Below are 13,507 nucleotides of genomic sequence, written 5' to 3' on the forward strand. Positions count from 1 at the left end.
AATGACTCATTCTAAATTTGAACCCACCCATCCCGTTATTTTAATTGTTGATGACGAGAAAACCCTCCGTTTAGTGTTGCGTCGAGCTATGGAACGGGAAGGATATCGTTTAATGGAAGCTGCGACTGGAGAAGAATGTTTAGAGATTTGTCAACAGTTTAGGCCGGATATTATTCTCTTAGATGCTATGATGCCGGGAATTGATGGATTTAGCTGTTGTCAGGAGTTAAAACACCGTTTAGGAGAGAATTGCCCTCCGATTTTAATGATTACCATATTGGAAGATCAAGCCTCCGTTGATTTAGCATTTGAAGTAGGAGCAACGGATTATATTACTAAACCTATTCATTGGGCTGTATTACGTCAACGAGTGCGCCGAATTCTTCAAAGTTGTTGGGTGATGGCAGAACTGAAACATCAAATTGAACGGGAACGATTATTAACAGCCCAATTAGAAGAAACTAATCAAAAATTAGAACAGGCAAATCAAGAGTTACAACGGTTAGCATTAATAGATGGATTAACTCAAATTTCTAACCGTCGCTGTTTTGATGATTATTTACAACAAGAATGGAAACGGTTAAAACGGGAACAATTACCTTTATCTTTAATTTTATGTGACCTCGATTTTTTTAAAGCTTATAATGATACTTATGGTCATCAAGCTGGAGATGAATGTTTAAAAGCAGTGGCTTATATTTTAACAGAATGTGTTTATCGTCCGGCGGATTTAGTTGCTCGTTATGGAGGAGAAGAATTTGCCCTAATTTTACCCAATACAACGACAGAGGGAGCCCTTGAAGTTGCTCAACGAGTCAGAAAATTAGTCAAAGAAAAAATGATTATTCATCAAGGTTCAATTGTTGAACCTTATTTAACGTTAAGTTTAGGAATTACAACGGTTATTCCCCATCCTGAAGCCTCTATTGAGCAGTTAATTGCGACTGCTGATAAAGCCTTATATCAAGCTAAAGTCAGGGGTAGAAATCGGATAGAAATCAATGATTTAATAGAAATAAATAGGGAGTAGAATACAAAATTTTTCTATAATTTTTAATCTTCAATTCGCTCTAAAGCTGCTAATTCAGACCGACGTTGCTTTAATTCAAACTCTAATTGTTGAATTTCTTGCAATAATTGTTGTCTTCTTTTTTCTCCAGAATTTTGCTGTCGAATAAAATAAGCATCGATTTCAGGCCATAATTGTACTCCCCAATCTTTACTAGCGGTTCTTAACTCATTGAGGACTTCTACACTTCCATCGGGTTCTAAGATAAATAACGTATATAATCGTTCAGTCCCATTCTGTTTTTGTTTTTTCTTTTCACAAAATAAGTATAATCCCGGTTGTTGTGTGGATAATTGATCACATTGATTCACAAAACCGCCTAGAATAGAATAGCCATCGGTGCGACTTTTATCTAAACCTTCGACTAATTTACACCAATTTCCAGTTTTGATTAAAAATCGACTTTGCCAAAATCCAGGCGCATTAAAAAATGCTTCTCTTAAATTGACTAAAATAGCTTGACTCATCATTAAAAAGAATTAAGACTTTGAACAGTTTGTTGATAAAATTCTTCTAAAGCTTGTACACAACTTTTATCCTCATAGAGTTTTTCTATATTCTGTTTAATTTTTTCTTGAATGGCTAATCTCCAGTCTGGATTTAAACCCAACTCAATTGCTATTTTAATATATTCTTCTCGATTTTTGGCAATAGTTTCTGTAATTCCTAATCGGTGTAATATTCCCGTAGATTGACGACTTCTCATCCATTTTCCCTCACAAGTAACCAGAGGAAGACCACAGGATAAACTATCTAAAGTTGTTAAAAATCCCGTAAATTGAATGGAATCTAAGCCAATATCCGCTAGGGTATTTAATTGCAAATAATCCTCTTTATCTAAACGAGGTAAAATAATACAATATTCATCAATGTCTAAACTCGCTTTAGCAAATATCCGTTTTAACCGTTGTCTAAACTTTTCGGTAATAGCAGGATTCCAATGGGCTAAAAACACAAATTGAGCCGATTTAACTTGTTTTGATATTTCTACTAATAACTTATCAAAATCAGGCAAATACTTAAATAAAGATTGACAGGATAAATACAAAACTGCATCTTGTTTTAATCCGAAATTTAAACGGTTTTTTAGAGTTTCTGGTGACAGATATTTAGAATAATTAATCCCTAAATTAGGTAAACGAATTAACCGTTCTGAATAATGATTTTCAGCATCTTCAGGTTCTAATAATTCAGCCGAAATAAAATAATCAATTGTTGGTAAACCTGTTGTTACTGGATGTCCCCAGGCGGCACATTGAATTGGTGCTAGTCGTAACCCCGCGATTTGGGTAAGTTGGGGACACATCCCAATATCTAAAAAAACAATAATATCTAATTCATCTGCTAAAATTTGTTCAACAATTGTCTCTAAATTGCTATTAATATGATAAAATTGATCACTATAAAGATCAAATAAATCTGTAATTTGATCGGCTTCTTCTCCCGTAAAATAACAATAAATTTCAAATTGACTGCGATCGCAATCTCTCAACCATCCTAAAAATACTAATCCCACCGTATGCCAAGTTAAATGGGGAGAAATATATCCTATTTTTATTTTTTGATCAGACTTTAAAGGTGGTAAAGATAAAGGGTTTGCCCATTCAGGATAATTCGCTTTCATTACCTGATGAACCCATTTTCCATACTGTTGTTGTAACTCTAAATCATTATATCCTTGATATTGTAAATAAAAATGAGTTCCCCTGCCAATAGCCGTTAACGCTTGTTGTCTTACCTCTAATTGTTCTAAATCTGTTTCTGCAATTAAGGAAGTTAATTCTTGAGTAAACAATTGACGGTATGCTTCAACTTCTTCAAACTGATTATATAAAATCGGAAGTAAAGATTGTTTAGCCAATTTAACAGCAATCTGATTGGGAAATCGAACAACTGCTTGTTGAGCTATTTGCAAAGCGTTCTGAGTCTCTCCTAAATTTTGCCAAGCTGAAATTAAAGCCAAATACAATTCCATCTCATCAGGGAATCGTTGTAAACCTTGTTCATAAATATTAACTGCTTTTTCCCATTGTTCTAACCTTTGGTAACAATTTCCTAATTTTAAATAAATCTCAACCTTTCCCTCAGAATTCTGTAAAATAGTATGATAAAATTGAATTGCTGTTTCATACCGATGTTGAGATTCTGCCGCTAACCCAAAATATAAATTAGCACTCTCTGTATTTTGGTGAACCGTTAACACTAATCCCATCTGATATAATAAATCAGAATCATGGGGATGAAGATTTAACCCAGTTTGATAAAGTGCGATCGCATCGTCATATTGATTTTTTCCTAAGAAAAGATTCCCTAATTTTAAATAACCAGTGACTTGATAGGGTTGTCGTTCAATAGCCTTTTGATAATATAATTCAGCCGATTCTAACTCCCCCAATTCCGCCCAAACATCCCCCAATTTTAAACAGCCCTCACTGGCATCAGCATCTAACTCAATTCCCGTTTGATAAGCTAGAATTGCTTCTGTAATATTCCCCAGTTTCTCCCAAATTAAACTCAAACGATAATAGTGATAACCTTGAGTTCCCTCTAATCTTAAACAACAGTCCAAAGCATCCAACGCAGCATCATATTGAGCGAGATCAAAATAAACCCTCGATAACCCATCCCATCCCTCAACTTGATTTTCATCTAATTCTAAAAGCTGCTGATACTTTGCTTCAGCCTCCTGAAGATATCCTGCCTGTTCCAATGCCAACGCCTCAGCATATAAGCGTTGATTCTTAATCGTTAATCCCTGATCATTCATATAGCGCTATATCAAAAAATAATAGGGTGCGTAAGCCCATAGCACACGCACCAATCAATAATTAAGAACGTCTGGGACGGATTTGATTTCCTTGGGGTCGAGGACGAGTCCCCGGTCGGTTCATAAGGGGTCGATTTCCCAAAGGTCGATTTCCCAGAGGTCGGTTCATTTGGGGTCGATTTCCTTGGGGACGCACTCCCGGTCTGTTGGACACCTGAGCCAACAACTCGTTAGAAGCCAGTTCATCCAACGTCAGCGCCGCCGTTTGACGAATTTGACGATCACTATTTTGGAGGGCTGCTGTCACCCCGGTAATTGCCGACGCCTGAATATTCCCCAAAGCAAACGCAGCCCTGGCTCGAACCCCCATATCCTGATCATTCAAAGCGTCTTTCAACGCGGGAACCGCCGCAGACCCCATGCGCTTCAACGCAATTGCCGCCGCCAGTCGCACTTCCTCATCGGAGTCTTTTAAGGCCTGAATTAACGGAGGAATGGCATCCGTCGCCTCTGAACCCACAATTCCTAACCCAAAGGCTGCCCCCTGACGCACGGCAGTATCAGGAGCCTTTAATGCTAACGTTAACTCGTGAACCTCTTGCTGTAAGCTTTCTGGAGATGCTGTACCAATTTGTTTCAGGGCGACCGCAACATCCATGCGAACCGCAGATACGGGATCTTTCAAGGCTGATAGCAACGCCGGAATGGCATCGACCCCCTCACGACCCATCGCCCCTAATGCAAAGGCGGCACCCCGGCGAATACTTTCCTGGTCATCGGTTAGAGCTTCAACCAAAATCGGAATAGCCGGAGAACCCAAGGTTTTTAAGGTTTTAATTGCCTCTAAACGGTTTTGTCGGTTGGTATCGGTCAATTTTTGCAATTGATCAATTACTTCCGTTGTGGCTGTGACTTGAGTTTGGGCTTTTCCGGCAAATAATAACATTATTGATAAACATAATAATGCTAATTTTGAGGAACGAAACCCATTAAATTTGGGATTGGTTTCCATAAAAAAATCCTGGGTTTTGGGTTATATAGCAATCGAAGTATAAGTTAGGACATCAACCAGGTTTCAAACTCTTAAACAAGTCTTTCCTCTCTGTTCCCTGTTCCCTGTTCCCTGCTACAAATTAAAGTCAAAATTGTTACTAAAAACAAAATCCAAATCGAGAGATAATTGAGCAGGTAAGAACCCATCATTAATCACAACACCCAAAATTCGCCCATCTAATAATTCTACGATGATATCATTCAATCCATCGCCATTGAGATCATTGTCTTGGGGTAACAAATCAAAGCGATCTCGAAGTAAGGAATTAGGATCAATCGCTGTTCCTATTGGTACTGCAATTTTATCTCCATTTAACACGCTAGTTCCAGCTTCAAATTGTCGAATTTCATCGACATCTCGCACCAGAAAACTCGCTTCACCAGGGTCAAAAATCAAAGTATCCAGTCCTAAACCTCCCGTTAAGGTATCAACACCTGCATCCCCGTCTACAATATCATTTCCAACATCTCCAAACAGGAGATCATTATTTTCGTCACCATAGAGGGTATCATTGCCTTGACCTCCGTAAAGGGAATCAGCATTTAATCCCCCTTCTTGGGTATCATTGCCTAAATTTCCGAAAACTAAATCATTATTAGGCCCAGCAAACATTCGATCATTATCTTGACCTCCAAATAAGGTATCAAATCCATTCGATGAAACCAGAGTATCATTTCCTTGATTCCCATTTACTAAGAGATTATCGCTGAGATTAACGCCTTGTAAATTATCATTTCCTGCCAATAATAGGATGCCATCTCGATAGGCTGAAACTTGGCCCGAAGATAAGACAATATTATCATCTTGAGGGGTTCCTAATAGTGCAAATAAGCCGGGAACAGTGCTGGGGGTCAGAAAATTAGCCATAGTTAAAACAGTCCTAAACCTTGAATTGTTGAGTGATCTCCGGTGATTTTAACACAGTCAAAAATTATTAGCCAGATTCTCTAGTTATCCTATTTGATGTGTGTTAAATTTTTATCAAAAAAGGGAATAAAGACAAGATTTCTGGTTGTTTCATAGACGTTTTCAAGAATTACAACTCCTAGAACAATGGTTATATCGACTTTTTGGGGCTTAACTTCTAATAGTAATTCAGGAGATAGAGAGGGTTATTGCTGATCCCTCTCTACCCTGAGGAAGAGGCAAAATGATTACAGAGGGTGATATTAAATCGGTCAACTTTTTCTATTTTTATGGGGTTTAGGGTTGACTTGAATACCCAGATAGTGCAATTCTAGCAATTGTTCCGCCATTGAGTTGAAAGGTTTATCAATCTTTATAATTTTTTACAGAATGAGTCCTATTATTTAAAATGAAATCATAGATCAAGAAGGCTTGCTCACGATAACTTGGTGGAAAAAAATCATAATCAGGATGAGAGTAAATTTTATGATAAAAGTTGAGATCCATTGCTTGATATTGTTGCATATTCTCATAGGTTTTTTGGTGAATATGGAGACGAAAATAAGATAAGGTTTCTTCCACAAAGCCGACTTTAAACTGTCCTAAGATTCTCCACCATAAATCTAAATCAACTAACTGATTTAATTGCGGGTCAAAACCTGTGATGATTTCAAAGATTGATTTCCGCAATAACACGGTACTGGGTTCCCCAATTTTATTAATAGGATGTTCCCATAAATTAGGATCGTTGAGGAGTTCTATTCCCCATTGAATCGGATTTAACTTTGACCAACTTTGATGTAAATTAGCAAAATCTTGATATACGGTTATTAGATCTAAATCAATATTATCTTGATTTAGAAAAAACATTTTTCTGGGTGAAAATACTAACCCAATATCCGGGTCAGTTTCTGCTAAAGTTACCATTTTTTCAATACAATTCGGAAGTAAAATATCATCTTGATAGAGAAATTTAATATATTTCCCTTGAGAGTGTTCAATACAAAAATTACTATTTTGTGCAAGTCCGAGAGGGTTATGGGTTAAAATAGAAAGACGAATAGTGGTTTGTTCTTGAAACGATTGAGCGATCGCCACAGTCTGATCTAAGGAATTATCATCAGAAATAATTAATTCAATTGCAGAATAGGTTTGAGATAAAACACTAGAAATCGCTTCAGCAATAAATTGTTCTCCATTATAAGTGGGAATACAAACACTCACTAAAGATGATTCTTGAACTTTTAACCTTTGGTTTTCTGGTTTCAAATAATCATTTATTTTAAGTTCATATATTTTTTGATTCAAATGATAAAATTTGTCATCGTTTTGATTATTTTTAAATTGAAATTTCCAATTAAACGGTTTTATTGAATTTTCTTCTAAAATAATCTCTGTTTCCCAAATTGATTTTCTAAAAATGCCTTGAACTTCTGGTTTTTCACCTAGATTCAAATACTCTAAACTCCATTGATTATTACTATAAACTCCCCAAATTTCTAACTGGCTATCTAAAATTTTAATCGCTTCCTGTAACCCTTCAGAGAAAAATCTCACTGGATATTGTGTCCAAATAATATACTCCCCTTTTGCTTTTGAAATTGCTTGGTTAAAAATAGTTTCTGCGGTTTGGGAAGGTTCAAACCCCAAAAAATGATGACCTTGCAATTCTAAATACTTGAGAATATCTTCTAACTCAAAACTCAATAAATTGACATTACCTACACCTAAAATAATAATTTCATAATCCACCTCCATCGTGTATTCTAAATCTGTAATAAAATCCAATAAAAAATCCCTCTGTTTCCAGTAGGGAATAATAACAGATAGTTTAATTTTTGCTATCTCTAAATTTTCTTGCATAATGCTTTAGAATAACGGTTGACTGTTGACAGTTGGGTGCGCCACACTTACGCACACCCAACCACCTTTTATTTTAATTTCGCCGGAGTCCTATAGGGGCCTGTTCTCAAAGCCGTCGCCAAGGCATTATTATCTTGTCTGAGGGCTTCATAAAAGAAAAATATCTCTCCCTTTACCCCTTTAAATCGATTGTAATCAATGGCTTTTAATAAGTCATCCGTCGTAATACAATAGGAACCAATTTTTGCTAAAATTCCTGGAGAAAGTTTAGGTAATTGCCAATCTCTAAACTGAACATCCACCAATTGATCCACTAACCCTTTATAACTCCAAAAATTGCGCCGATATAATTGAGGATGAATCCAATCGACTAAATCTTGATCAATCCAGGCAATATAATCTTGTAAATATTCATCTAAACCCCATTTATAAATACTCGGAGCCATTGAAATTAATAAATGCGGTTTAATCGCTTTCACTTCTCGACGTAAACGAACTAAAAAATCGGTTAAAATATTGGCTCGCCATTGTACCCATTGCGGATCTTTAGAATAGCTGGGTGGTTGACGGCTAAATTCTGCCCGATAACGAGCAACCGTTTTTGCATCATAGCCTCCTTCCGAAGGCATTGCGGGCATCCGGTCATCCCCTTGAATCCCATCAATATCGTATTTTCTAACAACCTCTAAAACCAAACTAAGAACGAAATCCTGCACTTCTGGGTCAAAAGCATTCATCCATTCAAAGCCATTTTTAACAACTAATCCTCCGGTAGAATTAATACCTGACCAACTCGGTTTTTGAGCGAGAATTCTACCGCCATTTTGTTGATAAGAACTAGCAAATCCAAATTCAAACCAAGGAATGACTTTTAACCCCACTCGATGAGCTTCCTCAATCACCTCTTGCAGGGGGTCACGTCCCTTAACATAGAAATCGATTTCTACACCAAAGGCTTGAGCCATGACTTGACTGCGATACAACGTCACGCCCTTATTCCAAACCACCGGAAATACAACATTAAAGCCCGTTTCCGCCAAAAACTCCATCGCTTCTGCAATGGTCTGTCGAGAAAACATGACTCGACTATCAGTATTCGTTAACCAGACACCACGAACTTCCATAGAATCTCCTACATAATCGCACTTTATCTTAATAGTCAGGTTTTTCGGGATACTGATTGAGTAATCAGCACTTTTAACCTGCCTCAGAGCTAACAGAATTGAAAAAACCTACCTTGCCTAGTTAAGTTTTCAGCTATTATGTTTAACTAAGAGGCAATTTTAACGGATCGAGGTGAAAAGATAAGTTTTCCCAAATCCTAGCCCAGATGAACCCCCTAGCACAGGTCAAGACGGCAATTATGCCTAGCTTGTCAGCGATTAGGAAGAACGGGTTGTTAGGGTTTGAGGATTCAAACTGCTTTTATGAATATCCCAAATCAACAGCGATGGAGGAATCTCTTTCGGGGTAGACATCTAGCCCGTTATACTCGTCTGAAATCTACATTAGACTCAAGCTTCGTCAATTTATCGAGTTTTAGCTTATCCCTAAAACATCCGGGTCAACCCGTCGCTACGACTGCTCTACATTTTCGCTCTTGTGTTGTTTTTGAAAGTTTGGGGAATGTTCCACTTCAGCCACAGGATTATTTTCAGAAATTTTGTTCAGCAATTGTTTGGAGATTAATTGAACAATACACTCGGATTGCAGGTGACACGAGTTAAGCTGAACTCACTCTATGATCAGCCGTTCACCTGGATAAAGCCGAGGAGCAAAGCCCGATACAATTAAATTCCGATCAAGAATTTATACTCAAGATCATTCGGGCTCAATCTTCCATCCTAACTGACCAAAAACCTTTGTTTTTTTCTAAGGTTTCAACGTCTATTTTGCATTTTTTTCGTTGCCATGAACTGCGTTGAAAGCGATTCATGGTCAATTTCCACTATTAACACATTAAACTAAATCGTTCATTTTTTATGAAGGCCAGTGAAATTATCGATGCCCATAAGTTGTTAACGCGATATGCCACAGGAGAAAGGAATTTTAGTGCTGCTAATCTCATAGCGGCAAGCCTAAAAGACGTTAAGCTCAATCGCATTAACCTCAGTAATGCTACGTTACAAGGCGCTAATTTATCTCGTGCTCGATTGATTGGAGCGAACCTGAATGGCGCTGATTTGAGTCAAGTTAACCTCTCAATGGCCGTTTTAGTTGAAGCTAATCTCAGTGGTGCCAGTCTGACCGATACCATTTTACGCCATGCTGACTTAAGTGGTGTCTTATTGAGTGGGGCAATTTTATCTCATAGTGATTTGACGGGAGCTAATCTGACCTCTGCCAGTTTAATTTCAGCTTGTCTGCTCAACGGTTGTAAACTAACCGATGCGATTTTGGTGGGGGCAACCCTGAGCCGAGCTATTTTAAGTGGTGCTGATTTAAGTGGGGCTAATTTAACCCGAACAATTTTAAGTGAAGTCGATCTCAGTGGTGCGAATTTAACGGGAGCTAAATTTGTGCGATCGCATCTTAACCGAGCGAACCTCAGTGGTGCTAATCTGGTGAATGCAGATTTCAGCGAAGCCAGTTTGCGAGAAGCTAATCTGGGTGTTGCTAATTTAACGGGGGTTAACTTACAAGGGGCTGATTTAAGTGGCGCGAACTTAAACGGAGCCAACCTCAATGGAAGCCATCTCCAGGATGCGAATCTCCAAAATACAAATTTAAACGGTTTGAGCTTACATAACGCCGATTTGAGACACGCCGACTTGACTCAAGCCAATTTACGCGGAGCAAATCTCAGTGGCGCGAACTTAGAAGGCGCGACCCTCTTAGGAGCCGACTTGCGGGGGGCTAACCTCAGTCATGCCAACCTGACCGGGGCTGGACTCCTGTTGACCTCTCTCAAGGGAGCTAATTTAACCGGGGCTAACCTCTGTGAAACCAACCTGATCGGCGCGAGTCTGGGTATTGGTAATCTAAACGAAGCGACCTTGGAAGGAGCGATTCTTCCCAATGGAGCCACCTATTCTTAAGGATTAAATTTTTGCACAAATTCTCAAAATGTATGATATGATAGTCAAGTCTGAGACACTATAGGGTGGAGGTAAAACCACACAGAATGAAACAATTGGGAACTCATCTGGTCGTTGACGCTTGGCAGTGTCCCGCAGAACTTCTGAACGATCCTGAACGCATCCGTCGCGCGATACTTGATGCAATTTCTGCTGGAGGGGCTACCCTCATCGACTTATGTGTACACCAGTTTAGTCCTCACGGAGTAACTGCAACAGCAACCTTAGCTGAATCTCACATTGCTATACACACTTGGCCAGAACTGGGATATTTCGCTGCTGACTTGTTCTTTTGTGGAAAAGGAAATCCTCAGCGAGCCATTAAATTTCTAGAAACCGCGCTTCAAGCCAAACAGGTAAGATTCCGGGAATTTAAACGCGGTTATGAACCCGAAGACACTGAAATTCCAGATTCAATTAGTGAAGAATCCTTAGCAACTTTAGTTGAGACTGGAACTCGCGGTTAAAACCCGTCCATCGGTCATCGGAATGAAATCAAGATAGGTTTTGTTCTTCGTCCTTTCGTTAGTTTTGGCATCTCCTCAAAATTGAGTTGAAGAATCCTTAAACTTAACACAGAAGTAACATTTCCTGTCTTAAACCTTCGTTACAGTCACACAGTGAAGTGACTCATTCTTTGAAAGTTGCATCAACATTCACAACTTCAAACTCGATATTGGCGGAGGGTTTTCCTTCCGCCAATGTTTGTTTAATTCAACATTCATAAAAAAATAGATGGGAGTGTGGAAACAAGCGTGTCTTCAGACAACAGAGGAAACACGATGCAGGGGAAGTTATGCCCCTAGAGATATTGAATTATGTTAACATGAAGAAGCTGTGCGAGACGTTCCTGTCAAATAGACTCTTAAGCCGTGTGCGGTGAAAGTCGCTCTTCACGGTTCTGAATGGGAGTCGGAGGTTGCAAAGCCTCCCTCGACCCCTAATATATACTCTACTCTAGTTTGAGTGTTTCAACCCTGTTGAGTTAATATGAGACGTAGAACCAAAATGGCACCTGCTAAACCTTCACTCTTTAATTACACAGCTTTAGCAGTGATTGGCGGGGTACTGATTCTGGGAATTGGGATTGGGATTGCAATTAGTTCCACAACCACCTTAACCCCAGAAAACGTCGCCTCCAGTCAATTTATTGACCGCAATGCACCGAGTACCGAAACCTGTATTAAATTTGGTGCAAGTGCGATGGTAACGGATCTGCGTGTCTTTGTCACCCTCAACCCCTTCAATGTTTATGTAACGCAACCGAAACTACAACCGGGATGTGTTCTCCGCACGAGTAACTGGGCAATTTTAAAACAACGGAATCTCCTGAATAATCAGCAAGAGCGAGATTGTAAACAACGGATGAATACCTTTGGATTTACGGGAGATTTAGAAAGTAATCCCACGATTAACTGTATTTATCAAAATGATAGTGCAGCTAACCTGTTTATTAACCAACCTGGGGCTGTTCCCGCACCTAGCCGACCAGAAACAGAACGATTTTAGCACTGTTGGGTTTCCGGTTTTGGTTTTCTAACAGATTTTAAGATTAAATCCATGTTTTTTAGCGACGCGCTTGTGGAGCCTTTTGGCAGATACAGGTGCGTTTTTGCTTTATATTGTCTAGCTTCAGGAATGGTACTTTTACAATAAAACGTTAATCATGTTTATGGGTCAAATATTGGGGAGAAAAAGACGATAGGATTCGCTATCTAACAGAATCCTGAAACCCAGCCACATCAGCACAAAGGGAAAAATCTTACTAGCATAACGGCTTAGTACAACCGCAATACCCGGTTGACGAGTCAGATTATAGGACATAAATAACCAGCAACAAACAATGAAATAGCAAACAGGTATAATCACAGCAAGACTTTGGATGCTGCTACTCGCAAATAAGGGGATATAGATCCCTAAATTGTTACCCCCGTTGGAAATGGTAACTGCGGAAACACTATAGGTTTGCCGATCTCGGATTACGTCCCATAGCGATCGCTTTCGAGAATCAAATCCTCGATATCTAGCGTTTATTTTCAGATTCGTTGATTTATCTTCCGTTGAATCATCCTTATTCAGGTTGAGTAAATTATTAAGACCAATAAGGATCGGTAAAATTCCCAGTAAGCCGATCCAAGCTGAGTCAATTACCAACCCCAGGAAAAAACCAATCAAACTAGCGCTTACCAATACGGTAAATCCGATAAGCTCACCAACCACAATATGTTTAGGACGAAACGTTCGATTAACCTCACTGAAGAAACCCGTCAAATAAATATTGTCATCAAATGTTGTTGCTACAGCAACAGCTAGGCCAATTTTAATTGTGGTCATTAACCAATCCATCAGCATCCCTCATCAACACCTATGCGCTCACCGAAACCCTAGATCGCTTAAATTAAGCAATCAAGCCCCCAATATCCAGAAATTAGAAGATTTGCGTAAGTTCTAATAATATAGAAATAGCCATTAAAAGTCTAAGATTTTGGTTGTATTCTATTATGCGATGGGCTATCTATTCCAATCATAAATTATTTTTATGGAAATAAGTTAAATAATAAAGATTTAAGCTTTCTGCCCTTTCAGGGTGGCTTGATCAGGGGAGCAAAATCAATCTAGCCATTCATATTTTGTCCTATTTGCTAAAGTGATACTTTGACTTTAATCTCCTATTTTCAATTCATCCGGCTATGTCCATAAAATATATTTATCGAAGGGGTTATTATGATTAGCTATTGGCTTGATCTTTTGTCTAAACTCAGGGATCAAAA

Annotated in this window: 12 protein-coding genes; 5 read left to right on the forward strand and 7 right to left on the reverse strand. The window is 38.6% G+C overall.

Annotated features, from left to right (window positions below; translation table 11 throughout):
- Position 1: 1 nt before the first annotated feature.
- Positions 2-1,030, forward strand: coding sequence for a response regulator (locus NMK36_RS10975; RefSeq protein WP_072721914.1), 1,029 nt, complete (start codon positions 2-4; stop codon positions 1,028-1,030).
- Positions 1,031-1,053: 23 nt separating this feature from the next.
- Here NMK36_RS10975 and NMK36_RS10980 read toward each other — a convergent pair whose 3' ends face one another.
- The 6 genes from NMK36_RS10980 to NMK36_RS11005 all read right to left on the reverse strand — a co-directional run bounded on the left by NMK36_RS10980 (position 1,054) and on the right by NMK36_RS11005 (position 8,783).
- Positions 1,054-1,539 (reverse strand): hypothetical protein, encoded by a 486-nt coding sequence (locus NMK36_RS10980; RefSeq protein ID WP_245824364.1) that lies wholly within the window; start codon positions 1,537-1,539, stop codon positions 1,054-1,056.
- Positions 1,539-3,836: a tetratricopeptide repeat protein gene (locus NMK36_RS10985; protein WP_254173714.1), complete on the reverse strand. Its 2,298-nt coding sequence runs from the start codon at positions 3,834-3,836 to the stop codon at positions 1,539-1,541. Before NMK36_RS10985 ends, NMK36_RS10980 begins: the two co-directional genes overlap by 1 nt.
- A 61-nt stretch (positions 3,837-3,897) precedes the next feature.
- On the reverse strand, positions 3,898-4,848 hold the full coding sequence (locus tag NMK36_RS10990) for a HEAT repeat domain-containing protein (protein ID WP_072721911.1): 951 nt from the start codon (positions 4,846-4,848) through the stop codon (positions 3,898-3,900).
- A gap of 114 nt (positions 4,849-4,962) precedes the next feature.
- A complete protein-coding gene (locus NMK36_RS10995; protein WP_254173715.1) occupies positions 4,963-5,757 on the reverse strand; it encodes a calcium-binding protein in 795 nt (264 codons plus the stop codon).
- 405 nt (positions 5,758-6,162) lie between these two features.
- Complete coding sequence (locus NMK36_RS11000) at positions 6,163-7,659, reverse strand: glycosyltransferase (protein ID WP_254173716.1); 1,497 nt, start codon at positions 7,657-7,659, stop codon at positions 6,163-6,165.
- A gap of 68 nt (positions 7,660-7,727) precedes the next feature.
- The gene (locus tag NMK36_RS11005; RefSeq protein WP_254173717.1) at positions 7,728-8,783 is read right to left on the reverse strand and encodes a glycoside hydrolase family 10 protein; all 1,056 of its coding nucleotides are present in this window, start codon (positions 8,781-8,783) and stop codon (positions 7,728-7,730) included.
- Between the two features lie 303 nt (positions 8,784-9,086).
- On the opposite strand from NMK36_RS11005, the gene NMK36_RS11010 reads away from it, so the two are divergent.
- The 4 genes from NMK36_RS11010 (at position 9,087) to NMK36_RS11025 (ending at position 12,245) form a co-directional block, all read left to right on the forward strand.
- Positions 9,087-9,386 (forward strand): hypothetical protein, encoded by a 300-nt coding sequence (locus tag NMK36_RS11010; protein ID WP_190522394.1) that lies wholly within the window; start codon positions 9,087-9,089, stop codon positions 9,384-9,386.
- A gap of 255 nt (positions 9,387-9,641) precedes the next feature.
- Positions 9,642-10,697, forward strand: coding sequence for a pentapeptide repeat-containing protein (locus NMK36_RS11015; RefSeq protein WP_254173718.1), 1,056 nt, complete (start codon positions 9,642-9,644; stop codon positions 10,695-10,697).
- 86 nt (positions 10,698-10,783) lie between these two features.
- Positions 10,784-11,203 (forward strand): adenosylmethionine decarboxylase, encoded by a 420-nt coding sequence (speD, locus tag NMK36_RS11020; RefSeq protein ID WP_190522456.1) that lies wholly within the window; start codon positions 10,784-10,786, stop codon positions 11,201-11,203.
- A 523-nt stretch (positions 11,204-11,726) separates the two neighbouring features.
- On the forward strand, positions 11,727-12,245 hold the full coding sequence (locus NMK36_RS11025) for a DUF3172 domain-containing protein (protein WP_072721900.1): 519 nt from the start codon (positions 11,727-11,729) through the stop codon (positions 12,243-12,245).
- Positions 12,246-12,413: 168 nt separating this feature from the next.
- Here the strand turns inward: NMK36_RS11025 and NMK36_RS11030 are convergent, their stop codons facing one another.
- Positions 12,414-13,082 carry a cadmium resistance transporter gene (locus NMK36_RS11030; RefSeq protein ID WP_072721899.1) on the reverse strand — a complete coding sequence of 223 codons (669 nt, stop codon included), beginning with the start codon at positions 13,080-13,082 and terminating at the stop codon, positions 12,414-12,416.
- Between the last annotated feature and the right edge of the window lie 425 nt (positions 13,083-13,507).

The sequence above is a fragment of the Planktothrix pseudagardhii genome (assembly GCF_904830925.1).
Lineage (GTDB): Bacteria > Cyanobacteriota > Cyanobacteriia > Cyanobacteriales > Microcoleaceae > Planktothrix > Planktothrix tepida.